The organism is Streptomyces sp. ICC1, assembly GCF_003287935.1.
GTDB classification, from domain to species: Bacteria; Actinomycetota; Actinomycetes; order Streptomycetales; family Streptomycetaceae; genus Streptomyces; species Streptomyces tritrimontium.
The window spans coordinates 462086-487429 of the sequence record NZ_CP030287.1 but is presented as its reverse complement, the minus strand read 5'-3'; the positions used below and the strand labels follow the sequence as shown (position 1 = coordinate 487429).

At 71.6% G+C, this 25344-nt stretch carries 25 protein-coding genes and 1 riboswitch; of the genes, 13 read left to right on the top strand and 12 right to left on the bottom strand.

Annotated elements, in window-relative coordinates; translation table 11 throughout:
- Positions 1 to 51 precede the first annotated feature (51 nt).
- On the bottom strand, positions 52 to 549 hold the full coding sequence (locus DRB96_RS02320; RefSeq protein WP_112446532.1) for a carboxymuconolactone decarboxylase family protein: 498 nt from the start codon (positions 547 to 549) through the stop codon (positions 52 to 54).
- A gap of 46 nt (positions 550 to 595) precedes the next feature.
- Between DRB96_RS02320 and DRB96_RS02315 the strand changes: the two genes are divergently transcribed.
- Positions 596 to 1990: a PLP-dependent aminotransferase family protein gene (locus DRB96_RS02315; RefSeq protein WP_112446531.1), complete on the top strand. Its 1395-nt coding sequence runs from the start codon at positions 596 to 598 to the stop codon at positions 1988 to 1990.
- A gap of 142 nt (positions 1991 to 2132) precedes the next feature.
- Here the strand turns inward: DRB96_RS02315 and DRB96_RS02310 are convergent, their stop codons facing one another.
- Complete coding sequence (locus tag DRB96_RS02310; protein WP_112446530.1) at positions 2133 to 3008, bottom strand: hypothetical protein; 876 nt, start codon at positions 3006 to 3008, stop codon at positions 2133 to 2135.
- Positions 3009 to 3123: 115 nt separating this feature from the next.
- Between DRB96_RS02310 and DRB96_RS02305 the strand changes: the two genes are divergently transcribed.
- Both DRB96_RS02305 and DRB96_RS02300 read left to right on the top strand, forming a co-directional pair.
- Positions 3124 to 3453: a hypothetical protein gene (locus tag DRB96_RS02305; RefSeq protein WP_112446529.1), complete on the top strand. Its 330-nt coding sequence runs from the start codon at positions 3124 to 3126 to the stop codon at positions 3451 to 3453.
- Positions 3454 to 3459: 6 nt separating this feature from the next.
- Complete coding sequence (locus DRB96_RS02300) at positions 3460 to 4650, top strand: glutathionylspermidine synthase family protein (RefSeq protein WP_112446528.1); 1191 nt, start codon at positions 3460 to 3462, stop codon at positions 4648 to 4650.
- Positions 4651 to 4695: 45 nt separating this feature from the next.
- Here DRB96_RS02300 and rocD read toward each other — a convergent pair whose 3' ends face one another.
- Positions 4696 to 5901, bottom strand: a complete 1206-nt coding sequence (rocD, locus tag DRB96_RS02295; protein ID WP_112446527.1) for an ornithine--oxo-acid transaminase — start codon at positions 5899 to 5901, stop codon at positions 4696 to 4698.
- Between the two features lie 203 nt (positions 5902 to 6104).
- Here rocD and DRB96_RS02290 point away from each other — a divergent pair, with 203 nt between their 5' ends.
- The 5 genes from DRB96_RS02290 to DRB96_RS02270 all read left to right on the top strand — a co-directional run bounded on the left by DRB96_RS02290 (position 6105) and on the right by DRB96_RS02270 (position 11763).
- The gene (locus tag DRB96_RS02290; RefSeq protein ID WP_239516761.1) at positions 6105 to 7127 is read left to right on the top strand and encodes a transposase; all 1023 of its coding nucleotides are present in this window, start codon (positions 6105 to 6107) and stop codon (positions 7125 to 7127) included.
- Between the two features lie 99 nt (positions 7128 to 7226).
- Positions 7227 to 7317: riboswitch (ZMP/ZTP riboswitch) on the top strand.
- Positions 7318 to 7352: 35 nt separating this feature from the next.
- Positions 7353 to 8624 carry a serine hydroxymethyltransferase gene (gene glyA, locus DRB96_RS02285; protein ID WP_112446525.1) on the top strand — a complete coding sequence of 424 codons (1272 nt, stop codon included), beginning with the start codon at positions 7353 to 7355 and terminating at the stop codon, positions 8622 to 8624.
- A gap of 202 nt (positions 8625 to 8826) precedes the next feature.
- Positions 8827 to 9840 carry a tryptophan--tRNA ligase gene (gene trpS, locus DRB96_RS02280; protein WP_112446524.1) on the top strand — a complete coding sequence of 338 codons (1014 nt, stop codon included), beginning with the start codon at positions 8827 to 8829 and terminating at the stop codon, positions 9838 to 9840.
- A 128-nt stretch (positions 9841 to 9968) separates the two neighbouring features.
- Positions 9969 to 10577 (top strand): 2'-5' RNA ligase family protein, encoded by a 609-nt coding sequence (locus tag DRB96_RS02275; protein WP_112446523.1) that lies wholly within the window; start codon positions 9969 to 9971, stop codon positions 10575 to 10577.
- 145 nt (positions 10578 to 10722) lie between these two features.
- Complete coding sequence (locus DRB96_RS02270; protein WP_112446522.1) at positions 10723 to 11763, top strand: YihY/virulence factor BrkB family protein; 1041 nt, start codon at positions 10723 to 10725, stop codon at positions 11761 to 11763.
- On the opposite strand, the gene DRB96_RS02265 is transcribed toward DRB96_RS02270, so the two are convergent.
- The gene (locus DRB96_RS02265; RefSeq protein WP_239516066.1) at positions 11711 to 12961 is read right to left on the bottom strand and encodes a D-alanyl-D-alanine carboxypeptidase; all 1251 of its coding nucleotides are present in this window, start codon (positions 12959 to 12961) and stop codon (positions 11711 to 11713) included. The two genes, DRB96_RS02270 and DRB96_RS02265, sit on opposite strands and share 53 nt — an antisense overlap.
- Before the next feature lie 121 nt (positions 12962 to 13082).
- Here DRB96_RS02265 and DRB96_RS02260 point away from each other — a divergent pair, with 121 nt between their 5' ends.
- The 3 genes from DRB96_RS02260 to DRB96_RS02250 all read left to right on the top strand — a co-directional run bounded on the left by DRB96_RS02260 (position 13083) and on the right by DRB96_RS02250 (position 16327).
- Positions 13083 to 13343 (top strand): hypothetical protein, encoded by a 261-nt coding sequence (locus tag DRB96_RS02260; protein ID WP_112453159.1) that lies wholly within the window; start codon positions 13083 to 13085, stop codon positions 13341 to 13343.
- Between the two features lie 2 nt (positions 13344 to 13345).
- Positions 13346 to 14638, top strand: coding sequence for a metallophosphoesterase (locus DRB96_RS02255; RefSeq protein WP_204357977.1), 1293 nt, complete (start codon positions 13346 to 13348; stop codon positions 14636 to 14638).
- Between the two features lie 132 nt (positions 14639 to 14770).
- Entirely contained in the window at positions 14771 to 16327 is a 1557-nt protein-coding gene (locus tag DRB96_RS02250; protein ID WP_112453158.1) for an ABC transporter substrate-binding protein, read from the top strand.
- A 36-nt stretch (positions 16328 to 16363) separates the two neighbouring features.
- Here DRB96_RS02250 and DRB96_RS02245 read toward each other — a convergent pair whose 3' ends face one another.
- The 5 genes from DRB96_RS02245 to DRB96_RS42625 all read right to left on the bottom strand — a co-directional run bounded on the left by DRB96_RS02245 (position 16364) and on the right by DRB96_RS42625 (position 19549).
- Positions 16364 to 17119, bottom strand: a complete 756-nt coding sequence (locus DRB96_RS02245) for a TetR family transcriptional regulator (RefSeq protein WP_112453156.1) — start codon at positions 17117 to 17119, stop codon at positions 16364 to 16366.
- Between the two features lie 11 nt (positions 17120 to 17130).
- Positions 17131 to 17556: a DCC1-like thiol-disulfide oxidoreductase family protein gene (locus DRB96_RS02240; RefSeq protein ID WP_112453157.1), complete on the bottom strand. Its 426-nt coding sequence runs from the start codon at positions 17554 to 17556 to the stop codon at positions 17131 to 17133.
- On the bottom strand, positions 17553 to 17957 hold the full coding sequence (locus tag DRB96_RS02235; RefSeq protein ID WP_112446519.1) for a hypothetical protein: 405 nt from the start codon (positions 17955 to 17957) through the stop codon (positions 17553 to 17555). The genes DRB96_RS02240 and DRB96_RS02235 overlap by 4 nt, the downstream gene beginning before the upstream one ends.
- A 152-nt stretch (positions 17958 to 18109) precedes the next feature.
- Positions 18110 to 18868: an alpha/beta fold hydrolase gene (locus DRB96_RS02230; protein ID WP_112453155.1), complete on the bottom strand. Its 759-nt coding sequence runs from the start codon at positions 18866 to 18868 to the stop codon at positions 18110 to 18112.
- A gap of 93 nt (positions 18869 to 18961) precedes the next feature.
- On the bottom strand, positions 18962 to 19549 hold the full coding sequence (locus tag DRB96_RS42625; protein ID WP_162689044.1) for a hypothetical protein: 588 nt from the start codon (positions 19547 to 19549) through the stop codon (positions 18962 to 18964).
- 71 nt (positions 19550 to 19620) lie between these two features.
- On the opposite strand from DRB96_RS42625, the gene DRB96_RS02215 reads away from it, so the two are divergent.
- Both DRB96_RS02215 and DRB96_RS02210 read left to right on the top strand, forming a co-directional pair.
- Positions 19621 to 19962, top strand: a complete 342-nt coding sequence (locus DRB96_RS02215) for a hypothetical protein (protein WP_112446516.1) — start codon at positions 19621 to 19623, stop codon at positions 19960 to 19962.
- 1 nt (position 19963) lies between these two features.
- Positions 19964 to 22150, top strand: coding sequence for a DUF4132 domain-containing protein (locus DRB96_RS02210; RefSeq protein ID WP_112446515.1), 2187 nt, complete (start codon positions 19964 to 19966; stop codon positions 22148 to 22150).
- Between the two features lie 156 nt (positions 22151 to 22306).
- Here DRB96_RS02210 and DRB96_RS02205 read toward each other — a convergent pair whose 3' ends face one another.
- Genes DRB96_RS02205 through DRB96_RS02195 form a run of 3 tightly spaced genes read right to left on the bottom strand, consistent with a single transcriptional unit; the run spans position 22307 to position 25343 of the window.
- Positions 22307 to 23074, bottom strand: a complete 768-nt coding sequence (locus tag DRB96_RS02205; protein WP_112446514.1) for a succinate dehydrogenase iron-sulfur subunit — start codon at positions 23072 to 23074, stop codon at positions 22307 to 22309.
- Entirely contained in the window at positions 23074 to 24828 is a 1755-nt protein-coding gene (gene sdhA, locus DRB96_RS02200; RefSeq protein WP_112446513.1) for a succinate dehydrogenase flavoprotein subunit, read from the bottom strand. The genes DRB96_RS02205 and sdhA overlap by 1 nt, the downstream gene beginning before the upstream one ends.
- Positions 24829 to 24851: 23 nt before the next feature.
- Positions 24852 to 25343, bottom strand: a complete 492-nt coding sequence (locus tag DRB96_RS02195) for a succinate dehydrogenase hydrophobic membrane anchor subunit (RefSeq protein WP_112446512.1) — start codon at positions 25341 to 25343, stop codon at positions 24852 to 24854.
- Position 25344: the final 1 nt, after the last annotated feature.

Below are 25344 nucleotides of genomic sequence, written 5' to 3'. Positions count from 1 at the left end.
GCGGCCGCCCTGTCCGCCTTCCGCCCGGGCGGCTGAAGGGGCGGGGCGGACCTACTTGTACATGCCCGGGGTGTAGTGGCCCGGGGTCAGGCGGGTGGTGACGCCGATGCGGTTCCAGACGTTGATCGCGGCGATCAGGGCGATCACCTGGGCCAGTTCCTTCTCCTCGAAGTGCGCGGCGACCCTCGCGTAGACCTCGTCGGGAACGAAACCGTCGGTCAGGACGGTCACGGCCTCCGTCAGCTCGATCGCCGCGAGCTCCTTCTCCGTGTAGAAGTGCCGCGATTCCTCCCAGGCGCCGAGGAGCAGGAGCCGCTCCACGTCCTCGCCCGCCGCCAGAGCGTCCTTGGAGTGCATGTCGATGCAGAAGGCGCAGTGGTTGATCTGCGAGGCGCGGAGCTTCACGAGCTCGACCAGCGCCGGGTCGAGCCCCTTGGCCGCGGCGGCGTCCAGGGCGACGGCGGCCTTGTAGAAGTCCGGGGCGAGCTTCGCCAGCTGCATGCGGGGGGTGTGCTCGGGTGCGTTCTTCGTGCGGTCCGTGGTGTTCATGCTCCCACCGTACGAGGCAGGCGGCCCACCGGTATGGTCCAGATCCATGACGGAATCCTGGGCCACTTTCGGCGCCGACCTGCATCTGGAGCTCTCCGCGGGGCGGGGCCTGCGGGCCGGGCTCACCGAGGCGCTGCGCGAGGCCGCGCGCAGCGGACGGCTCGCCCCGGGGCTGCGGCTGCCCTCCTCGCGCTCGCTCGCCGCCGATCTCGGGATCGCCCGCAACACGGTCGCCGAGGCGTATGCGGAGCTCGTCGCCGAGGGCTGGCTGACGGCCCGGCAGGGCTCCGGGACCCGGGTCGCGGAGCGGGCCCGGGCGCGGCGTCCCGCGCCGGCGGCGCCCGTACGGCGGGCCGTGCGCGCGAAGACCTCGTACAGCCTGATGCCCGGCTCCCCGGACCTGGGGGGCTTCCCGCGCGCCGGCTGGCTCTCGGCGGCCCGGCGGGCCCTGTCCGAGGCCCCGAACGAGGCCTTCGGGTACGCGGATCCGCGCGGGCGGCCCGAGCTGCGCGAGGCGCTGGCGGGGTACCTGGCGCGGGCACGCGGGGTGCACGCGGACCCGGAACGGATCGTGCTGTGCGCGGGGTTCGCGCAGGGGCTGGTGCTGCTGGCGAGGCTGCTGCGGGCGCGCCGGGTCCGGGAGGTGGCGGTGGAGGGGTACGGGCTGGATGTGCACCGGGACCTGCTGACCGGGGAGGGGCTGCGCACGCGGGTGCTGGAGGTGGACGCGGCGGGAGCGTGCACGCGCGCGCTGGCGGACTCGGGGGTCGGCGCGGTCCTGCTCACCCCGGCGCACCAGTTCCCGACGGGCGCCGCGCTGACGCCCGAGCGGCGGTCGGCGGCGGTGGACTGGGCCAGGTCCACGGGCGGGCTGGTCCTGGAGGACGACTACGACGGGGAGTTCCGCTACGACCGCCAGCCGGTGGGCGCCCTGCAGGGACTGGACCCGGACCGGGTGGTCTACCTCGGGACGGCCAGCAAGTCCCTGGCGCCGGGGCTGCGCATGGGCTGGATGGTCGTGCCGGGGCCGCTGATGGACGAGGTGCTCGCGGTGAAGAGCCGGGCGGACTGGAGTTCCAGCGCCCTCGAACAGCTCACGCTGGCGGAGTTCATCCGGTCCGGGGCGTACGACCGGCACGTGCGCGAGATGCGGCTGCGCTACCGGCGGCGGCGCGACGAGCTGGTGGCGGCCGTCGGCGACCGCGCCGCGGTCTCCGGCATCGCGGCGGGCCTGCACGCGGTGCTGGACCTGGCGCCGGGCGGCGAACGGGCGGCCCTGCGCGCGGCCGCCTGGCAGGACCTGGGCCTGCAGCCGCTGTCGTCCTTCCGCCACCCGGACTCCGCGGCGCCGGCGCGCGAGGCGCTGGTCGTCGGCTTCGGTACGCCGCCCCAGAGCGCCTGGTCCGCGACCCTGGCGGCCCTGGTCGCGACGCTCCCGTGACGGTCCGCGGGTCCGGGGGACCCGGCTACACGGGTCCGGGGGTCCGCGGGTCCGCGGGTCCGCGGGTCCGGGGGTCTGGGGGTCCGCGGGTCCAGGGGTCCGCGGGCCGGGGGGCCCGGCTACACGGGTCCGCGGGTCCCGGCTATGCGGGGTCGGGGCGTACCGGGTCCGGCCGATCGGGGTCCGGCTGATCCGGGCCCGCCTGCGCCGGGGGTTCGCCGAAGCGGGCCAGTGCCAGGGCTCCGGCGACGGCCACCACGAAGCCGGCGACCGCGAGCCAGGCCAGGCCCTCGCGGGTCCGGTCGCCCAGCCAGGCCACGCCCACCACGGCCGGCCCGATCGTCTCGCCCAGCACCATCCCGGCCGTGGCGGTGGTCACCGAGCCCCGCTGCAGCGCCGAGGTGAGCAGGAGGAAGGCGGCGCCCCCGCCCAGCAGGAGCGCGTACAGGGCCGGGTTCGACAGCGCGGACAGCGAGATGTCGTCGATGAGCCGGACCGCCACCTCCACCACCCCGAAGCCCGTCCCGGCCGCCAGACCCAGGGTCAGGGCCCTGCTGCGGTCCGGCAGCCCGCCCGCCACGGCCCCGGTGACGAGCACCAGCCCCGCCACCGCCAGCAGCCCCAGCTTGAGCGCGAGCGAACCGGTCCCCGAGCCCTCCTCGCCGGAAGCCAGCCCCAGCATCACCAGCCCCGCGCACACCACCGCCACCGCGGCCCACTCCGTACCGCTCAGCCGCACCCGCAGCAGCCGCGCCGCGACCACCGCCGTGACCGCGAGGCTGGCGGCGAGCGCCGCGCCCACCGCGTAGATCGGGATGTGCCGCAAGGCGATGATCTGGAGGACGAAACCGGCCCCGTCCAGGCCGAGACCGGCGAGGTAGCGCCACTGGCGCAGGGCCCGCAGCAGGAGGGCGGTGTCGACTCCCGAGCCCGTTCCCGGTTCCGCCGCCCGCGCCGCGACGGCCTGAAGAACCGACGCCGTGCCGAAGCAGACCGCCGCACCGAGCGCGCAAATCATCCCAATGAGCACGAACCGACTCTAGGTCACCGAACTCACGGCGGCCGGATTCCTTCGGCCCCGCGACCCGTTCTAGTCTGTCGGCAGCCGGCCACCCAGGGGGAGCGAACCACACATGGACAGCAGCGGTAGCAGCAGCGGTAGCAGCACCGACAACAAGCGCACCACACGCCGAATGCGTTCCGGCGCCGTGGCGCTCGGCGGCATGGGCCTGCTCGCCGCCGCCCTGGTGGCCTGCGGCAGCAGCAACGAGCCCGACAAGCGCTGCGCGGACCGCGCCACCCTGGACAAGCTGAACACCAAGGAGTGCAAGAGCGGGGGCCGCGGCGCCTACTACTACGGCGGCACCGTCGCGAAGAACAAGGTCAGCGGCGGCAGCTTCGACAAGTCCGCCGTCACCCGCGGCGGCATCGGCGGCAGCCACAAGAGTTCCTCGGGCGGCTGATCCAGCGTGCAGCGCCACACCATCGAGCCCCGCCCGGACTGGCAGAAGACGGTCGAGGCGCAGGGGCTGATCTACCCCCTCACCCGCTACCCCGACGACTCGCTGCGCCCCTACTGGGACGAGAGCGCGTACTACTCCTTCTCGCTGCCCGAGGTCGAGGCGCTGGAGAACGTCGTCGAGGAACTGCACGCAATGTGCCTGGCGGCGGCGGAGCACATCGTCGACCGGGACCGCTTCGCGGACCTCGGCATCACCGACCCGAAGCTCGCCGCGCTCATCGCCGAGTCCTGGCGGCGGCGCGCCGAACAGCCCTCGCTCTACGGCCGCTTCGACCTGCGCTATGACGGCGCCGGCGGCCCCGCCAAGATGCTGGAGTACAACGCGGACACCCCCACCTCCCTCGTGGAGGCGGCGAGCCCGCAGTGGTTCTGGATGGAGGAACGGTTCCCCGGCGCCGACCAGTGGAACTCCCTCCACGAGCGGCTCGTCGAGGCCTGGCGCCGCCAGGCGGAGCTGCTGCCGCCCGGCCCGGTGCACTTCGCGCACTCCGAGACCGACGAGCTCGGCGAGGACCTGATGACGGTCGCCTACCTCCAGGAGACCGCCGAGCAGGCCGGCATCGACGCGCGGGAGCTGTCCGTGGAGCAGATCGGCTGGGACAGCCTGTCCGGCCGGTTCGTCGACGAGAAGCTCGGCTTCATCCGCGCCTGCTTCAAGCTCTACCCGTGGGAGTGGCTGGCCACCGACGCCTTCGGACCGCAGGTGCTGGGCACCTACGACCACGGCGGCGGCAGCGGGACGACGGCCTGGATCGAACCGCTGTGGAAGATGCTGCTCTCCAACAAGGCGCTGCTGGCAATCCTGTGGGAGCTCTTCCCCGAGCACCCGAACCTGCTGCCCGCCTACCTCGACGGCCCGCGCGAGCTCGCGCGGACCACCGGCTACGTCGCGAAGCCGCTGCTGGGGCGCGAGGGGGCCGGGGTCACCCTGCACCCCGTGGACGGCGAGCCCTTCGCCCCGGAACCGGACGAGACGTACGTCTTCCAGGGACTCGCCCCGCTGCCCGACTTCGACGGCAACCGGGTGGTGCTCGGCGCGTGGGTCGTCGAGGACGAGGCGGCGGGCCTCGGCATCCGCGAATCGGAGGGGCCGGTCACGGACGAGTACGCCCGCTTCCTGCCCCACGTGATCCTCTGATCCTCTAGTGCGGTGACCGGGTGAGCCCGCCGGGTCGCGGCGCGCCTACTCGGCGAGGACCGACCTGAGCTGGTCCAGCCCCCAGTCCAGGTCCTCCTTGCTGATCACCAGCGGCGGCGCGATCCGGATCGTCGACCCGTGGGTGTCCTTCACCAGGACCCCGAGCTCCATCAGCTTCTCGGAGATCTCCCGGCCCGTGCCGCGGGCCGGGTCGATGTCGACGCCCGCCCAGAGCCCGCGGCCCCGTACGGCGGTCACCGCGCCGCCGCCGACCAGCAGGTTGAGCTCCCGGTGCAGGTGGTCGCCGAGCTCGGCGGCCCGCTGCTGGTACTCGCCGGTGCGGAGCATGGCGACGACCTCCAGTGCGACGGCGCAGGCCAGCGGGTTCCCGCCGAAGGTGGAGCCGTGCTCGCCGGGCTTGAACACGCCGAGCACGTCCAGGTCGGCGACCACCGCCGAGACGGGCACGACGCCGCCGCCGAGCGCCTTGCCGAGGATGTAGACGTCCGGGACGACCTCCTCGTGCTCGCACGCGAAGGTCTTGCCGGTCCGGCCCAGTCCCGACTGGATCTCGTCCGCCATGAACAGGACGTTCCGCTCGCGCGTCAGCTCCCGTACGCCCCGCAGGTATCCGGCGGGCGGTACGAGGACGCCCGCCTCGCCCTGGATCGGCTCCAGCAGCACGGCGACGGTGTTGGAGGTGACGGCGGCGGCGAGGGCGGTGAGGTCCCCGTACGGGACGATCTCGAAGCCCGGCGTGTAGGGGCCGAAGTGGTCGCGGGCCTCGTGGTCCGTGGAGAAGGACACGATCGTCGTGGTGCGGCCGTGGAAGTTGTCGGCCGCGACCACGATCTTGGCGTGCCCGTCCGGCACGCCCTTGACCTCGTAGCCCCACTTGCGGGCGGTCTTCACCGCGGTCTCCACGGCCTCGGCGCCCGTGTTCATGGGCAGCACCGCCTCCTTGCCGCACAGCGCTGCGAGCTCGGTACAGAAGTCCGCGAACCGGTCGTGGTGGAAGGCGCGGGAGGTGAGGGTGACCCGCTCCAGCTGGGCGCGGGCGGCGTCGAGCAGACGGCGGTTGCCGTGGCCGAAGTTGAGGGCCGAGTAGCCGGCGAGCATGTCGAGGTAGCGGCGTCCCTCCACGTCGGTCATCCACGCGCCCTCCGCCGTGGCGACGACGACGGGCAGGGGGTGGTAGTTGTGCGCGCTGTGCGCGTCGGCGGAGCGGATGGCATCAGCAGTTGTCGACACGGGGTCTCCGATCGTCCGTCCAGGCCTGTGACGGGGGTGGCGTCACCGGGGAACCGGAGGAAGTCCTGGCCTTCCGGCCGGGGATGAATCCGGCTCCCCGCGTAGCGGGACAAGGGAGCAGATCCTCCCACGAGCGGATCGGCGTTCGCCATGGCAGCGCCGGGGGAAGACCTTGAACCGATGGAGATTCCCCACGTTGAGGCATCGTCGGGTGGTCGGTCACTCGTTCGGGTGGGGTGTCGCGGGCGGGAGCGTCGGTGCCTCAGCAGCAGATCATCCGGGACTTCGCCGCCTCCCGTGCCAAAACCTTGAAGGACATCAAGGCGCGGCTGCCGGTGCGGCAGAGGGCGGGGATGCCCAGGCTCAAGAAGAAGGAACTGGCAGACCCCACCCTCAACTACACCCGTCGCGGGTTCCGGCTGAAGGACGGCCTCCTTCACCTGGCGGGCGGCATATCTCTGACAGTGGTGTGGTCGCGGGAGCTTCCCTCCGACCCGTCCAGTGTCCGCGTCTACCGCGACGGCCTCGGCCACTGGTACGCCTCCTTCGTCATTCAGGCCGAGGCGCAGCCACTGCCGGTGACGGGCGCGGCGATCGGTGTCGACTGGGGCGTGAAGGAGACCGCGACCACCACCAGCGACGATCACGATCTTCCGCATGCCGGGCACGGCAGGAAGGCGGCCGGGAAGCTGGCGGGCTATCAGCGGATGATGGCCCGCCGTAAACCGAATCGCGGCCGGGCCGCATCGGAGGGCTACCGCCGGGCGAAGAGGCAAGCCGCGAAGGTACACAAGAAGATCGCCCGCCAGCGCCAGGACACCGCCCGCAAGTGGGCCAAGCGCGTGGTGACGGATTTCGGGCGGATCGCGGCGGAGGACTTCCGGCCGAAGTTCCTCGCCAAGTCCACGATGGCCCGCAAGGCCGCAGACGCGGCCATCTCCACTACGAAGCGCGAGCTGATCAACATGGCGCGCAAGCACGGCCGCGACCTGCGGCTCGTGCACCCCGCGCACACCACCATGGACTGCGGACACTGCGGACACTGCGGAGCGAGAACCAAGCACGCACTCCCGCTGTCGGAACGCACCTACACATGCACCGCGTGCGGAGCCGTCTCTCCCGGAGACAAGAACTCCGCGCGCGTCATGCTCGTCCGGGCTGGTTTCATCCCGGCTGCCGTTGATCGCGGAAGACCTGACGGACCGCCGGTCCGCCAGGCAGCGTGAGGTAGGAATCCCTTTCGTTCAAGGGGAGGTCTCAATCTGCATCCTCGCTCGTATGCCGGACAGAGAAACCTCATCCGTGGCGCGGCCGCTAAGGTGGGCGGCACGCACGGCGACTGGCGTACGGAGAACGAACTCCGGGGGAGTCGTGCGGGCACGACCGCATACAGGGCCGCTCGCCTGGGCCTCGCGGGGACGAGATCTGACATCGACCCCGGAGGAGCCGCCATGAGCGCGAACCACCGTCACCCCGCCCTGCTCGCCACCGACCCCGAGCTGGCGTCCTTCATCGCCGCCGAGGAGACGCTGCAGGCGGAGACCCTGCGCCTGATCCCCAGCGAGAACTACGTGTCCGCGGCCGTGCTGGAGGCTTCCGGCACGGTGCTGCAGAACAAGTACAGCGAGGGCTACCCGGGCCGCCGCTACTACGAGGGCCAGCAGAACATCGACCGCGTCGAGGCGCTGGCGATCGAGCGGGCGAAGGGCCTGTTCGGCGTGGACCACGCCAACGTGCAGCCGTACTCCGGCTCGCCGGCGAACCTCGCCGTCTACCTGGCCTTCGCCAAGCCCGGCGACACCGTGATGGGCATGGCCCTGCCGATGGGCGGGCACCTGACGCACGGCTGGGGCGTCTCGGCGACGGGCTCCTGGTTCCGCGGCGTGCAGTACGGGGTCCAGGCGGAGACCGGCCTCATCGACTACGACGCGGTACGGGACCTCGCGCTCGCGGAGCGCCCCAAGCTGATCTTCTGCGGCGGTACGGCGCTGCCGCGCACGATCGACTTCGAGGCCTTCGCCTCGATCGCGAAGGAGGCGGGCTCGGTCCTCGTCGCGGACGTCGCCCACATCGCGGGCCTGATCGCGGGCGGGGCGCACCCGTCCCCGGCGGGTCACGTGGACGTGATCTCGACGACCACGCACAAGACCCTGCGCGGCCCGCGCGGCGCGATGCTGATGTGCCGCGAGGAGCACGCGAAGGCCATCGACAAGGCCGTCTTCCCGGGGCTCCAGGGCGGCCCGCACAACCAGACGACGGCCGGCATCGCGGTGGCGCTCCACGAGGCGGCGCAGCCGTCCTTCGTGTCGTACGCCCACGCGGTCGTCGCGAACGCCAAGGCGCTGGCCGCGGCGCTGCTGGAGCGGGGCTTCGACCTGGTCTCGGGCGGTACGGACAACCACCTGATCCTGATCGACCTCACGGGCAAGGCCGTCTCCGGCAAGATCGCGGCGAAGGCGCTGGACCGGGCGGGCATCGTCGTGAACTACAACACGGTGCCGTTCGACCCGCGCAAGCCGTTCGACCCGTCGGGCATCCGCATCGGCACGCCGTCGCTGACCTCGCGCGGTCTGGCGGTCGAGCACATGCCGGTGGTGGCGGACTGGATCGCGCGGGCCGTCGACGCCGCCGCGATGGGGGACGAAGCGACCCTGGCCGCCGTCCGCGCCGAGGTCTGCGACCTGATGGCCGCCTTCCCGGCCCCCGGGCTCCCGCTGGCGTAGCCCCCTGACGGGGCCGGACCTGCCCCGAGGGCAGTCCGGCCCCGCCGGACCCGCGCAGAAAGCGGTCGCTCGGCCGAGGCAAGATCCGGACGGGCCGCTACCGCCGGGTACCCGTACGGGGCCGGGGCGCCGGCGGAGCGACCCGCCCGGTTCCGGCCAGCGGCGGGCCCGAGCTCGCCATCGCACCTGAGAGAATGGCGCCATGGCTTCTGATCGTCCTCGCGCGCTCTCCGGCATCCAGCCCACCTCCGGTTCGTTCCACCTCGGGAACTACCTCGGAGCCATCCGGCAGTACGTCGCCCTGCAGGAGACGCACGACGCCTTCTACATGGTCGTCGACCTGCACGCGATCACCATGCCGCAGGATCCGAAGGACCTCCGCGCGAACACCCGCCTCTCCGCCGCGCAGCTGCTCGCCGCCGGCCTGGACCCCGAGCGCTGCACGCTCTTCATCCAGAGCCACGTGCCCGAGCACGCGCAGCTCGGCTGGGTCATGAACTGCATCACCGGTTTCGGCGAGGCCAGCCGGATGACCCAGTTCAAGGACAAGTCCGCCAAGGGCGGCGCCAACAACGCCACCGTCGGCCTGTTCACGTACCCGATCCTGCAGGTCGCGGACATCCTGCTCTACCAGGCCAACGCCGTCCCCGTCGGCGAGGACCAGCGCCAGCACATCGAGCTGACCCGCGACCTGGCCGAGCGCTTCAACCAGCGCTTCGGGAAGACCTTCACCCTCCCCGCCGCGCACATCGTCAAGGAGGTCGCGAAGATCTACGACCTCCAGGACCCGGCGATCAAGATGTCGAAGTCGGCCTCGTCCCCCAAGGGCCTGATCAACCTCCTCGACGAGCCCAAGGCCACCGAGAAGAAGATCAAGAGCGCGGTCACGGACACCGAGGCGGAGGTCCGCTTCGACGCCGAGAAGAAGCCCGGCGTCAGCAACCTGCTCACGATCTACTCCACCCTCACGGGCGAGTCGATCCCCGCGCTCGAGGCCGCGTACGAGGGCAAGGGCTACGGCGCGCTCAAGACGGACCTGGCCGGCGTGATGGTCGATTTCGTCACACCCTTCAAGCAGCGCACCCAGGAGTACCTGGACGATCCGGAGACCCTGGATTCCCTGCTGGCCAAGGGCGCGGAGAAGGCCAGGGCGGTCGCCGCGGAGACCCTGGCGCAGGCCTACGACCACCTCGGTTTCCTGCCCGCGAAGCACTGACGGGCACGCGGGGGAAAGAGGGCCCTGGCGATCTGGGGGGTGCTGCCGCCACACTGGTGCGGCAGCACACACGCGGCGCACAGGCCGCACACGGGCGACGCGCAGGACGACAGGCGGAGGAGAGATACGTGGGGACCGTAACGCTCGGCGTTTCGATCGCGGTCCCGGAGCCGTACGGCAGCAGCCTCCAGGAGCTGCGCGCCGGCTTCGGGGACGCCGCCGCGCATGGCATTCCCACGCACGTCACCCTCGTACCGCCGACGGAGGTGGCCGCGGACCGGCTTCCGGAGATCCGGGCCCACCTGGCCCAGGTCGCGGCCACCGGCCTTCCCTTCGCGATGCGGCTGGCCGGTACGGGAACCTTCCGCCCCCTTTCGCCGGTCGTCTTCGTCCAGGTCGTCGAAGGCGGCCCCGGCTGCACCTGGCTCCAGGGCCGGGTCCGCGACCCGGAAGGGCCGCTCAGCCGGGAGCTGGCCTTCCCGTACCACCCGCACGTCACGGTCGCCCACGGGATCTCCGAGGAGGCGATGGACCGGGCGTTCAGCGAGCTCGCGGACTACGCGGCCGAGTGGACCTGCTCCGGCTTCGCGCTCTACGAGCAGGGCTCGGACGGGGTCTGGCGCAAGCTGCGGGAGTATCCGTTCGGCAGCGGCGCGGCCGGCGTCCCGGCGCAGCCGGGGTCGGCCACGGACATTGCGGCCAGTGCCGCAGGAGAGGCGACCGTACGCCGTTCCTGACGCAGGAACCGGAAGCGGAAGCTGATCCTTCGCAGGACCAGGGCATGGAACGGACGAACCGTCGGGCGAAAAGTCACAATCGACGACCGTAGTCCCCAAAACCGGCAATACCGGCTATTTGCGACAGCTCATTTACGGTGACCGTATGGATTGGCTGACGAAACTCCCGCTGATCGGGCCCCTCGTGTCCGCGCTGATGCGGACCCACCTGTGGCGTTCGTACCAGCGGCTCGACCGCGTGCACTGGAGCCGGCTCGCCGCCGCCATCACCTTCATCAGCTTCCTCGCGCTCTTCCCGCTGATCACCGTGGCCGCCGCGGTCGGCGCGGGACTGCTGAGCCAGGAGCAGCTCGACCGGCTCCAGAAGAACCTCGCCGAGCAGGTCCCCGGGATCTCCGACCAGCTCGACATCAACGCCCTCGTCGCGAACGCCGGCACCGTCGGCCTGGTCGCCGCCGGCATCCTCCTGTTCACCGGGATCGGCTGGATCGGCTCGATGCGGGGCTGCCTGCGCGCCGTCTGGGAGAAGGACGACGAGGACGAGGGCAACCCCTTCGTCCGCAAGGGCAAGGACGCGCTGGTCCTCATCGGCCTCGGCGGCGTCGGCCTGTGCTCGGCCGCGGCCTCGATCTTCGGCTCCAGCGCGGTCGGGAAGGCCGGCGACTGGCTGGGCGTGCCGCGCGAGGGCGCCGGCGGCGGGCTGCTGCGCGGCGGGGCCTTCCTCGTCGGAGTCGTGGCCGCCTTCCTGATCCTGCTCTACGTCCTGACCCTGCTCCCCGGCGTCGAACCGCCGCGCCGCCGCCTGATCGAGGCGGGACTGATCGGCGCGGCCGGCTTCGAGCTGCTGAAGCTGCTGCTCAGCGGCTACATGCGGGAAGTCGCCACGAAGAGCATGTACGGGGCCTTCGGCGTGCCCATCGCGCTGCTGGTCTGGATCAACCTCACGGCGAAGCTGCTGCTGTTCTGCGCCGCCTGGACGGCCAGCCGCGACGATGCGGACGGGGACGGGGTGGAGGACCCGGAGCCGGGCGCCGACCGGGCGGGCGCCACGGCGGACGGGGCCTCCGGCGGCTCCGCCGGCGGGTCCGCGGACGGTTCCTCCGGCGGGTCCGCGGACGGGGCCCCCGGTCCCGTTACGCCCGGCCGCGAGCCCGGCGGCCGCGCCCCCGCGGCCAGCGCCGGTTGACCGCGTACGCCCCGCCGGCCACGACGGCCAGCACCCCGCCCGTGACGCCCAGGGCCGTCCCGACCCCGCCGCCCGCGCCGTCACCGGACGCCGACGGGTTGTTCTCGTGGGACTGGGCCGGGGAGCCGTGCGAGGAGGTGTCCGCGCTCTTCGGCGGCACCAGCTCGCCCACCGGCTTGACCTTGCCGGCCGCCGCGAAGCCCCAGTCGAGGAGGTCGGCGGTCTCCTCGTACACGGAGTTGGCCCCGCCCGTACCCGGGTTCATGACCGTGACCAGCAGCTTCTTGTCACCGCGCTGGGCCGCGCCGGTGAAGGTGGAGCCGGCCATCGTGGTGTTGCCGTTCTTCACCCCGGCGATGCCCTTGTAGGGGGGGAGGCCGCCGGCGCCGGTCATCAGCCGGTTGGTGTTCTGGATCTCGAACGTGTCGCGCGGCTTGCCGGCCTCCTGCCTGCCGGGGAACTTCGCGCTGGCCGTGCCGCAGTACTCCCGGAAGTCCTGCTTCTGCAGTCCGGAGCGGGCGATGAGGGTGAGGTCGTAGGCGCTGGAGACCTGGCCCGGAGCGTCGTAGCCGTCCGGGGACACCACGTGCGTGTCCAGGGCCTGGAGCTCCTCGGCGTGGGCCTGCATGTCCTTGACGGTCTTCTCGACGCCGCCGTTCATGGCCGAAAGCACGTGCACGGCGTCGTTGCCGGAGCGCAGGAACACCCCGAGCCACAGATCGTGGACCGTGTACTCGGTGTCCTCCTTGATGCCCACCAGGCTGGAGCCGGCACCGACCCCGTCCAGCTCCTGGTCGGTGACCTTGTGGACCTGCTCCTTGGGCAGGCCCGGCAGCACGGTGTCGGCGAAGAGCATCTTCATCGTGGAGGCCGGGGGGAGCCGCCAGTGCGCGTTGTGCGCCGCCAGGACCTCGCCCGTCTCGGCGTCGGCCACGATCCACGAACGGCCCGTCAGGTTCGCCGGCAGCGCGGGCGCGCCCGGCATCGGGTTGACCTGGGTGCCGGGCTGCCCCAGCGACGCGCCGCCGACCGTGGACATCGAGGCGGGCGGCGCGGGCGCCTTGGGCGGCTGGCCCTTCCCGTCGGCGGGCGGCGTGGGCGTCGGCGCGGCGTGCGCGGGCGACACCAGCAGCGCCGGGACCAGCAGTGCGGGCAGTGCGGCGGAAAGGACCGTCAGTGCGGTCTTCTTGGCAGACACGCAGGTGAAAGTACATCCAGATCCTGTGATCAGCGGCACGGACCGGCCAACCCGCCGCAACCACCGCCGGGACAGCCCACCCCCGCGCGTCCGTCCCGGGGGCGGAGCCGATACTGAGGTCATGAGACTCAGCCGCGCCACTTCCTGGTTCCTGCTCGCCTTCGGCGCGTGGAGCTGGTTCATCTGGGTTTCTTTCACTCGGAACCTGTGGAAGGACGGCAGCGGCCTGGCGTTCGACGATGCGGGAAGCCCGACCGGCTACTTCTGGGTCCACCTTCTCCTGGCAGTGACGTCCTTTCTCCTGGGGACGGCCGTAGGAGTGATCGGGTTGCGCGGGGTACGGGCGCTGCGGCGCGCATCACGTGAGGAGCAGGGCGCGTGACGATCGCACTGGCAGTGGCCGCCGTCCTGCTCGTACTGGCCCTCCTGGGGCTGGTCCACCGCTGGCTCTGGATCCGGCTGGTCCGCGACACCACCGCCCCGGGCGGCCGCGCCCGCCGTACGGGCACGGCCCTGGCCTTCGCCCTCCCGGTCCTGGCCCTGGCCGCCCTGGTCGCGGGCCGCGCGGGCGCGCCCTTCTGGCTCCAGCGCGCGGTCTCCTGGCCGGGCTACCTCTGGCTGGCCGTCCTGCTCTACCTGACCCTGGCGATGCTCGTGGCCGAGGCCGTCCGCGCGGTGTGGCTCCGCCGGGCGAACGGGGCGCCCCGGGCGGCTCAGCCCGCCCCGCCCGCCCCGACCCCGGCTCCGGCCCAGGTCATCGGGGCCGGGTCACCCGGGCCGGTCCCCGCGCCCGCCGAAGCCCCCGCCCGGCCGGACTTGGCCGAGGCCCGGCCGACCGGGGTCCGACCCGACGGGCTCAGCCGGCGCCGCTTCGCGCGGACCGTGGCCGGCGCGGCAGGCGCCGCGGCCGTCGGCACCGTCGGGTACGGCGCGTACGGAGTCCTGCGCGGGCCGCGCGTCAAGCGGGTCCAGGTCCCCCTCGCCAAACTGCCCCGCGCGGCGCACGGCTTCCGCATCGCCGTCGTCAGCGACGTCCACCTCGGCCCCGTCCTCGGCCACGCGCACACCCTGCGCATCGTCGACACCATCAACCGCACCCAGCCCGACCTGATCGCCGTCGTCGGCGACCTCGTGGACGGCAGCGTCCACGACCTCGGGCCCGCCGCCGAGCCGCTCCGGGGCCTGCGCGCGCGGCACGGCTCGTACTTCGTCACCGGCAACCACGAGTACTTCTCGGGCGCGCAGCAGTGGGTCGACCACGTCCGCGAGCTGGGCCTGACGCCGCTGGAGAACGCCCGCCGCGAGCTCCCGTACTTCGACCTCGCCGGCGTCAACGACATCCAGGGGGAGGCCGAGGGCCACGGCCCCGACTTCGCCGCCGCCCTCGGCGACCGCGACCGCTCCCGCACCTCCGTGCTCCTCGCCCACCAGCCGGTCGTCATCGACGAGGCCGTCCGCCACGGCGTGGACCTCCAGTTGTCCGGCCACACCCACGGCGGCCAGCTCTGGCCCGGCAACTACCTCGCCGACCTCGCCAACCCGACCGTCGCCGGGCTGGAGCGCTACGGCGACACCCAGCTCTACGTATCGCGCGGGGCCGGTGCCTGGGGGCCGCCGGTACGGGTCGGAGCACCGTCGGACATCACAGTCGTCGAACTCGCCTCATATCAGGCCTGAACCGCCCGAACCTCCGAGGGAGCGCCGTGAACCGGCCTTCCCGAGGCCGAATTTCCATGATGGGATGTGACCGATAATCGGATAACTGGTCGCGCCCAGCGGTGTGCGGCACGTGGGGTGGAGTCAAGGATGCTGCGGTCTGTCCGCTCGAAAGTCATCGCGGCCGGGCTGGTCCTCGGTGTCACCGGCGTCGCCACCTGGCAGTTGCTGCCGCAGGGCGCCGGCGGCGGCAAGGCGATCCGCGTCGGCACGAGCGACGTCGTCTCCTCCCTCGACCCCGCCGGGGCGTACGACGCGGGCTCCTGGGCCCTGTTCAGCAACGTCTACCAGTCGCTGCTGACGATCCGGACCGGCTCGGACACCCCGGTGCCCGACGCGGCCTCCTCCTGCCAGTTCATCGGCACGAAGCTCACCACCTACCAGTGCGAGCTGCGCTCGGACGTGAAGTTCTCCTCCGGCCGCGCGATCACCGCCGAGGACGTCAAGCACTCCTTCGACCGCATCAAGGCGATCAACTCCGACCAGGGCCCGGCGCCGCTGTTCAACACCCTGGAGTCGGTCAAGGCGGAGGGCCGCACCGTCACCTTCAACCTGTCGGCCGGTGACGCCACCTTCCCCTTCAAGATCGCGACGGGTGCCGCCTCGATCGTGGACAAGGACAAGTACCCGGCGAAGGCGCTGCGCGAGGGCGACAAGGTCTACGGCTCCGGCCCGTTCACCCTCGACGGGTACACGGCGGGCGCGAGCGCCGAGCTCAAGCCGAACTCCTCGTACAAGGGCCAGGGCAAGATCTCCAAGAGCGCGGTCACCGTCCGGTACTACGAGGACTCCGCGGAGCTCGACCAGGCCTGGACCGACCGCGGCATCGAGGTCGCCCACCGAGACATGCCGCCGGCCGTCCTCGCGGCCCTCAACCCGGGCCTGAAGGACACCCGGTACCAGGCCTCGGGCGGCACCGAGATCCGCAGCATGGTCTTCAACCTCCGCACCGGCTCCCCGGTGGCCCAGGCCGGCGTCCGCCAGGCCGTCGCCGCGGTCCTGGACCGGGCCAAGGTGGCCGGCGAGGTCTACAAGGGCACGGTCACCCCGCTGTACTCGCTGGTCCCGGCGGGCATCGCCGCCCACAGCACGCCGTTCTTCGACGCGTGGCCCTCCCCGAACGGGGTCGCGGCGAAGAAGCTGCTCAAGGACGCCGGGGTCAGCGCCCCGGTCTCGATCAACCTCGGGGTCAACACGCGCGGCGCGAACGTCGCCGAGGCTGAGGAGATCAAGAAGCAGCTGGAGTCCACCGGCCTCTTCCAGCTGACGATCAAGCCGGTCGAGAAGTGGGCCGACTTCCAGAAGGCCTACGCGGCGGGCGAGTTCGACGCCTACACCATCGGCTGGATCGCCGACTTCCCGGACGCGGACAACTTCCTCGCCCCGCTCGTCGGCGCCGACTCCTCGATGAACAACGCCTTCTCCGACAAGGCCGTCGACGACCTCATCACCCGCACCCAGTCCTTCTCGGACCGCGGCGCCGCGGCGAACGACTTCCGCGACCTGCAGAAGCTGGTCGCCCAGCAGGTCCCGATGCTGCCGATCTGGCAGAAGAAGGACTACGTGATGTCCCGCGAGGCCGTCACCGGCGCCCAGTACCTCTCGGACGGCACGGGCGTCTGGCGCCTGTGGGACCTCAACTGGCTCTGAGCCCCGGTACGGGGCCCAGCGGGGCTGGTCACAGCACTAGCCGACTTCCGGGCCCTCTTCGGGGCCGTTGTCCGGGTCCGAGGCGCGCTTGCGGCCGGAGCGGGACACGGCCGTCTGGGCCATGCCCGGGAGGAAGTCCGCGAACAGTTCGTGGACCTCCCGCACCAGCGGCCGCAGGACCCGGAAGCGGGCCAGGATGATGCCCCGGGTCGTCAGCTGCGCGCCGCGGTCGGCGAGCCGCCGGGTCTTCTCGCTGTTCGGGGAGCGGTCGAAGACCCAGTAGAGGACCAGGCCCATTTGCGAGAGCCACATGAGCTCCGGCAGTACGTCGGCCAGTTCGGCCGGCACCTTGGTCTTCGCGCCCGCCAGCACCTCGCGGTGCATGTCGATGGCCTGCTTGCGGGCCGGCTCCGACTCCGGGGAGAAGGGGCTGAGCGGGCTCTCGGGGTCCGCGGCGTTCTTGAAGAACTGCGAGGCGAACTCGTGGTACGGCTCGGCGATGTCCAGCCAGCTGGTGAGCACGCCCGCGAGCCGCTTCTGCAGATCGGTCTCGCTGTCCAGGATCGGCCGGACGGCCGCCAGGTGCGCGGCGCCGATCCGGTCGTAGAACCCCTGGACCAGGTGTTCCTTCGACTCGAAGTAGTAGTAGGCGTTGCCGACCGATACTCCGGCCTCCTTGGCGATACCGCGCATCGTCGTCTTGTCGAAGCCGCGCTCCTGGAAGAGGCGGAGCGCGGTCTCGAGGATGAGCGTGCGGGTCTGCTCGCTCTTGGGAGCCTTCTGATCAGTCACGGTGCATGAGCCTATCGGGGTGCGGGGCACTGGTCGTCACAGGCCGGTTGTTCCTGCCCGCCGGAGCCGTCCCGCACGACCTCGCGCCATTTTGCGGCGGTGTGCATGGCGGCCCTGGCGAAGGGCCGGCCGGCCGGGGTGGCCAGCCAGTTCGCCTTCGGCCGGTGCTCGGCCAGCGCCCAAAGGCAGACGATGAAGGCGTCCGTCCCGGTCCACACCTGACCACCGTCCCCGATGACGGTGATCTCCCGCAGCGTCGAGGCGTGATCGAGCTGCGGGTAGCGGCGCTGCGCCTCGAAGGAGGCCGCGGGCAGGAGCCGGAGCGGCACAAGCCAGCGCTGGGCGAGCAGCCAGTGCCTGATGTGGACGCAGAGCGGGCAGTTCGCGTCGTAGAGCACCGTCAGGTGCCGGGTCGCGGTGGTGGCCACGGGGATCAGGCCCCGGCGGGCGCGGTCCACCCCTGGGGGGCGACCGGCGGGGTCTGCTGGCGCTCCATGATGCCGCGGCGCCGCATCTTGTTGAGGACCCAGACGTTGCCGAGGTGCATGACGCCCAGGACCAGGAGGACGACGCCGATCTTGACCGAGAGGGCCTCGAAGAGCCCGCGGGCCGCGACGATCTCGTCGGCCGACCGCAGGTAGAGGGTCACGAAGCCGATGTTGACGAGGTAGAACCCGACGACCAGGAGCTGGTTGACGGCGTCCGCGAGCTTCTCGTTCCCCTGCAGGACGTCGGCGATGAAGATGCGGCCGTTGCGGCTGAGCGTGCGGGCCACCCAGACGGTGAGCGCGATGCTGACGACCAGGTAGATGACGTACGCGATTACGGTGAGGTCCATTGCCCTCAGCCCCCCTTGAACGTGTTCAACTGCTGACGTCCCTGACTGTAGACCTCTTTTTGAACAGGTTCAAGCGAACGTGCGGGCCGGCTTCCCAGGCACCCCCGGTGCACAGCGCGCGAGCGGGTCCTCGGCCGTCTCGGCGATCCGGGTCAGGAGCGCGGCAGGAAGTCCAGCAGCATCCGGGTGACCTCCGCCGGGCGCTCCAGGGAGGGGAGGTGGCCGGCCCACGGGAGTTCGACGTGGGTGGCGCCGGGGACGACGCCGGGGAGTTCGGCCGCGATGCGGCGGAAGACGGGGACGTCGTGCGCGCCGCCGACGGCCAGTACGGGCGCCCTGACGGCCGACAGGTCGACCGCGGGCTCGGGGAGCTCCTGGTCCCCGGCGGCGGCGGGCTCGGACCGGAAGTTCCCCAGCTGCATGTCCCGTACGAGGCCGCGGGCGTCGTCCGTGGCCTCCGGGCCGAGCCACTGGCGGGCGTTGAGCTCCGCCGCGCCCACCAGGTCCCCGGCATCGAGCAGCGCGTCCTCCGCGGCGCCGAACTCCCGCATCTCGGGGCTCGGCGGCCGCCCGGGCCGGTCGGGGCACAGCAGGGCCAGCGCGCTGACCCGCTCCGGGTGCAGCGCGGCGAGCGTCAGCGCGATCCGCCCGCCGTAGGAGGAGCCGACGAACGCGGACCGCCGTATCCCGAGGTGGTCCAGCAGCTCCCGTACGTCCCCGTGGTCGCTGTACGGGACCTCGGAGGCGGGGGACTCCCCGCAGGTACGGAAGTCCGCCCGGACCACCCGGAAACCGGCCGCGGCCAGCGGCGCCCACTGCGGCTCCCACATCCGCCGGTCACACACGGAGGAGTGCAGCAGTACGACGGCCGGCCCGCCCTGGGGCCCGGCCACATCATGGTTAAGGATCATCCGGCGATCCTCCCGGACCCCGGTCGCGAGGACCACGGGTTTTCCGGACGGGGGGAGGCCGCGGCGCGAGCGGAGGCCGCCCCCCGGGCCGCGTCACATGCTGAGCGCGCGGGCCTGGTTGATCTGGCTCATCACCCACATGTACGTGCTCTGGTCGACGGCCGGGATCATCGTGGAGTGGTGGCGGCCGGCGCTGTTGACCGTGATCTGGATGTAGCCCGTCGTGCGGCGCTCCTTCATCAGGAGGAAGAGCAGGCCCAGGAGGCAGAACAGGAAGAAGATGACCGCCAGCACGATCGCGTGCGCCGGGATCTTCTCCTCCGTCCGGGAGAAGTCCGTGGCGTTCCAGACCGCTCCCCTGAGCGGCATCGTGCCGGACGGGGTGATGATCTGGTCGCCGGCGATGGAGATGTCGCCCAGGGACAGTCCGACGGCCGGGTATCCCCCGGGCGGCCCGGCCGGCATGGGGGCGGGTATCGGGGCGGGCAGGCCCGCGCCGGCGATCGTCGGCTGGTAGGCCGGGGGCTGCGGGTAGCCGTAGCCGGGCTGGGCCGGGCCGGGGTAGCCGTAGCCGGGCTGCGCCGGATAGCCGTAACCCGGCTGCCCCGGGTTGGTGTGGTGGTCGCCGTGGCCGCCCGGGCCGGGACCGCTCGTGTACGGATTCGGTTGCTGCTCGCTCATGCGGCCGATGATTCCACAGGCGTCCACAGGCCGGTGGGCCGCTTGTCAGTGCCCGGTCCTAGTCTCCGGGCATGGGAAGCGTGATGTTCGTCGACGAGACGACTGCCGGGGGCCGCAGTGGCGGCTGGGGAATGGAGATCGCCGAAGAGCGGCTCGCGCTGCGCGAGTTGATCCGCAGGCGGATATTCCAGGAAGTGGCCGAGGAGGCGGCCGGCCGGCTGGTGCGGCCGGCCAAGGAGGGCGGCCGGGTGGATCCGCAGGCGCAGACCGAAGCGGCGTACGCCGCCTTCGGGCGCAACGGGTTCCTCGTCCTGGTGGGGGACCGTCAGATCACCGACCTCGACGAGGTGATCGACCTCCCGCTCGGCACCGAGGTCACCTTCCTCAAGCTCGTCGCACTGGTGGGTGGCTGACATGGCCGAGCACCTCGACCGGGCGCAGCTGGCCGCCTTCGAGCGGCTGGGGCGGGAGTACCACACCTACGGCAGCGGTTGGTCGTCGCGGGTGCGGGACGCGCTCGCCGCCGGGTTCGCCGTCCCGCCCGCCGCCGTGGCCACGCTGCGGCGCAGCGTCCTGATCTCCTACGGCATCTCCGAACTGCGCGACATCATGGGGCAGCTGACCGGCCCCGTCCTCAACGTCGGCGAGCACTGGGCCGAGGAGGCCATGGCCGGCGGCCGCTGGGACGCGCTGCTCGCGCACGCCGCGACCGCCACCGTCGCCCGGCCCACCGCCAAGTGGGAGAAGACCGCCCGCGCGCTCGTCGAGGAGACCGGCGCGGGCCCCGACGCCGTGCGCGGGGCGGTCCTGGGCTGGCTCGCGCTCGTCGACCGCCCGCGCACCTTCGCCATGACGGACACCTGGCAGGGAGCTCAGCTCGACCCGTACAACGCCAACGCACTGCGCGGACTGGCCTGGCTGCTGGCCCTCCTGCCCGCGCACCCCGCGGTACCGCGCGCACTCGGCAAGCTCGTGGAGACCTGCCTGAAGAAGGTCCCCGGCCTCGGCCCGCTCAACCCCAAGGTGGCCAACGCCGGAGTCGTCGCGCTGTCCCGGACCGAGGGCGAGGCGGCCCTCGCCGAACTGGCGCGGCTGGCGGCCCGGGTGACCTTCAAGGGCACCCTCAAGGTCATCGACACCGCCCTGGGCGCACGGGCCGAGAAGCTCGGGCTGAGCCGGGAGGAGGTCGAGGAGCTGGCCGTGCCGGGCTACGGGCTCACGGAGGTCGGCCGGGCCGCGTTCTCCTTCGGCGCGGCCACCGCCCTGCTGGAGGTGCGCGGTCCCAAGGCGGTGCTGTCCTGGCGCAACGCGGCCGGCAAGGCGGTCAAGACCGTCCCCGCCGCCGTCCGCCAGGACCATGCCGAGGAGCTGGCGGAGCTCAAGGCGGCCGTCAAGGACATCGACAAGATGCTCACGGCCCAAGCGGAGCGCCTCGACCGGCAGTTCCTCGCCCGCCGCAGCTGGACGTACCAGGCCTGGCGCGAGCGCTACCTCGACCACCCGCTGGTCGGCACCCTCGCCCGCCGCCTGGTCTGGACGGTCGCCGGTCTCACGGCGGTCCACGACGGCCACGACATCCGCACCCTCGCGGGCGACCCCCTGTGCGTCACCGCCGAAGCCGAGGTGCTGCTCTGGCACCCGATCGGCCGGGAGCCCGCCGAGGTCGCCGCCGTGCGCGAGCGCCTCGAAGCACTCGCGATCACCCAGCCGTTCAAGCAGGCCCACCGCGAGGTCTACCCGCTCACCGACGCCGAGCGGAACACCGGGACGTACTCCAACCGCTTCGCCGGCCACGTCCTGCGCCAGCACCAGTTCCACGCGCTGGCCGCCGCCCGCGGCTGGCGCAACAAGCTGCGCCTCGCCGTGGACGACAGCGCGCCGCCCGCCGTCCGCGAGCTCCCGCAGTGGGGGCTGCGCGCCGAGTACTGGATCGGGAGCGAGGACAGCGGGGACTACGAGGCCGACACCACCGGGTCCGGCAGCTACCTGCGGCTGACCACCGACCAGGTGCGCTTCTATCCGATCGACGCCCCGGAGAACTGGGCGCACGTCTGCGGCGGCGGGTACACCATGTACCTGCGCGACGGCCGGGACCCCGTCGAGCCGCTCCCGCTGACCGAGGTTCCCGAGCTGGTGCTCAGCGAGGTGCTGCGCGACGTGGACCTGTTCGTCGGGGTCGCCAGCGTGGGCAACGACCCCACCTGGTCCGACGGCGGCCCCGGGGGCCGGTTCCGCGAGTACTGGACCTCGTACGGCTTCGGCGAGCTCGGCCAGAGCGCCGAGACCCGGCGGACGCTGCTGGAGCGGCTGGTGCCGAGGCTGGCGATCGCGGACCGCTGCCGCATCGAGGGCCGGTTCCTGCACGTCCGGGGCGAGCTGCGCACGTACAAGATCCACCTCGGCTCCGGCAACATCCTGATGGAGCCGAACGACCAGTACCTGTGCATCGTGCCGAAGGCCGGCGGCGGCTCACCGGAGACCGGCTACCTGCCCTTCGAGGGCGACAGGACCCTGGCGGTGATCCTGAGCAAGGCGATGCTGCTGGCCGACGACACCGCCATCACGGACCCGACGATCACCAGCCAGATCGGCCGGTCCTGACACGCCGAAGGCCCCGCTCCCTCCGGAAGGAATCCGGAGGGAGCGGGGCCTTCGTCGTCCGCCGGCCTCGGCCGAGACCGACGGACGGAGTCCGGCGCAGCGACTCGAAGCGCGGAGGCCCGCCAGGGCCGAGCGCTGCGAGAGGCGCGTCGAAAACTAGAAGCGGCGCGTGATGAGGGCGCGCTTCACTTCCTGGATCGCCTTCGTGACCTCGATGCCACGCGGGCACGCGTCGGTGCAGTTGAAGGTCGTGCGGCAGCGCCACACGCCGTCCTTGTCGTTCAGGATCTCCAGGCGCTGCTCGCCCGCCTCGTCACGCGAGTCGAAGATGAAGCGGTGCGCGTTGACGATCGCCGCCGGGCCGAAGTACTGGCCGTCGTTCCAGAACACCGGGCACGAGGACGTGCAGGCGGCGCACAGGATGCACTTGGTGGTGTCGTCGAAGCGCTCGCGGTCCTCGGCGGACTGCAGGCGCTCGCGCGTCGGCTCGTTGCCCTTGGTGACCAGGAACGGCATGACGTCCCGGTACGCCTGGAAGAAGGGCTCCATGTCGACGATGAGGTCCTTCATCACCGTCAGGCCCTTGATGGCCTCGACCGTGATCGGCTTCTCCGGGTTGATGTCCTTGATCAGCGTCTTGCAGGCGAGCCTGTTCTTGCCGTTGATCCGCATCGCGTCGGAGCCGCAGATGCCGTGCGCGCACGAGCGACGGAAGGTGAGCGAGCCGTCGAGTTCCCACTTGATCTTGTGGAGACCGTCGAGCACGCGCTCCTTCGGGTCGATCTCGATCTGGAAGTCCTGCCACGTCGACTCGTCCGAGATCTCGGGGTTGAAGCGGCGGATCCGGAACGTCACCGTGATGAACGGCGAGGCGGCGGCCGCCGCCTCCATCTCGTCCGTCTTGGACAGGGTGGGGGTGGCCATCAGTACTTACGCTCCATCGGCTGGTAGCGGGTGACGACGACGGGCTTGTAGTCCAGGCGGATCGAGTCCTGGCCGTTGTCGTCGACCTCGCGGTACGCCATGGTGTGGCGCATGAAGTTGACGTCGTCGCGGTTCGGGTAGTCCTCGCGGTAGTGACCGCCGCGGGACTCCTTGCGCGCCAGCGCGGACACGGCCATGACCTCGGCCAGGTCGAGCAGGTTGCCCAGCTCGATGGCTTCCAGCAGGTCCGTGTTGAAGCGCTTGCCCTTGTCCTGGACGGACACGTTCTTGTAGCGCGCGCGCAGCTCCGCGATCTTCTCGACCGCGGTCTTGATCGTCTGCTCGGTGCGGAACACCATCACGCAGGCGTCCATCGTCTCCTGGAGCTCCAGGCGCAGGTCCGCGACCCGCTCGTTGCCCGTGGAGGCGCGCAGGTGCTCGACCTGGTCGATGACCTGCTGCGCCGGGTTCTCGGGCAGCTCGACGTAGTCGTGGGCGTGGGCGTACGCGGCGGCCGCGATGCCCGAGCGCTTGCCGAAGACGTTGATGTCCAGCAGCGAGTTGGTGCCCAGGCGGTTCGCGCCGTGCACCGACACGCACGCGACCTCGCCGGCCGCGTACAGGCCCGGGACGACGGTGGTGTTGTCCATGAGGACCTCACCCTCGACGTTCGTCGGGATGCCGCCCATGGCGTAGTGCGCGGTGGGCTGGATCGGGATCGGGTCCGTGTACGGCTCGATGCCCAGGTAGGTGCGCGCGAACTCGGTGATGTCCGGGAGCTTCGCGTCGAGCTGCTCCGGCGGCAGGTGCGTCAGGTCCAGGTACACGTGGTCCCCGGCCGGACCGCAGCCGCGGCCCTCGCGGATCTCGGTGTAGATGGAGCGCGAGACGACGTCACGGGACGCGAGGTCCTTCATGACCGGCGCGTACTTCTCCATGAAGCGCTCGCCGTCCTTGTTGCGGAGGATGCCGCCCTCACCGCGGGCGCCCTCCGTCAGCAGGATGCCCATGCGCCAGATGCCCGTCGGGTGGAACTGGAAGAACTCCATGTCCTCGAGCGGCAGGCCGCGGCGGTAGCAGGCCGCCTGGCCGTCACCCGTGAGGGTGTGCGCGTTGGAGGTCACCTTGAAGAACTTGCCGGTGCCGCCGGAGGCGTAGATGACGGACTTCGCCTGGAACACGTGGATCTCGCCGGTGGCGAGCTCGTACGCGACCACGCCGGCCGACTTCTTGACGCCGTCCTCCTCGACCAGGAGCTGGTCCAGGACGTAGAACTCGTTGAAGAACTCCACGCCCTCCTTGACGCAGTTCTGGTACAGCGTCTGGAGGATCATGTGGCCGGTGCGGTCCGCGGCGTAGCAGGACCGGCGGACCGGCGCCTCGCCGTGGTTGCGGGAGTGCCCGCCGAAGCGGCGCTGGTCGATGGTGCCGTCCGGGGTGCGGTTGAACGGCAGGCCCATCTTCTCGAGGTCGAGGACCGCGTCGATGGCCTCCTTCGCCAGGATCTCGGCGGCGTCCTGGTCGACCAGGTAGTCACCGCCCTTGACCGTGTCGAAGGTGTGCCACTCCCAGTTGTCGTCCTCCACGTTGGCGAGCGCGGCGGCCATGCCGCCCTGCGCGGCGCCCGTGTGGGAGCGGGTGGGGTAGAGCTTGGTCAGCACGGCGGTGCGGCTGCGCTTCGTCGACTCGATGGCGGCGCGCATGCCTGCGCCGCCCGCCCCGACGATGACGGTGTCGTACTTGTGGATCTTCATTGGTTTCGCCTCAGCCCCGTTGCCTAGCGGATGTTCGGGTCGAAGGTGAAGATCACCAGCGTGCCCAGAAGAATGGTGAACACCGTGGCGGTGTAGAGCAGGCCCTTGAGCCACAGACGCGTGTTGGCGCGCTCCGCGTAGTCGTTGATGACGGTACGCAGGCCGTTCGAGCCGTGCAGCATCGCGAGCCACAGCATCAGCAGGTCCCAGCCCTGCCAGAACGGGGAGGCCCAGCGGCCCGCCACGAAGGCGAAGCCGATCTTGGAGACGCCGCCGTCGAGGACGAGCTGGATCAGCAGGTGGCCGATGACCAGGACGACGAGCACGATGCCCGAGAGGCGCATGAAGAGCCACGCGACCATCTCGAAGTTGCCGCGGGTCGAGCGCGGGGTCTTGCCGGTCCGCTTGCGCGGGGCCTCGATGTACGGCGCCGGGTTGTCGACGTCGTAGAGGGAGATCGCCTCCACGTCGCCGATGACCTTGTTCAGGTCGGCGGGAGAAGTGTCAGAAGACATG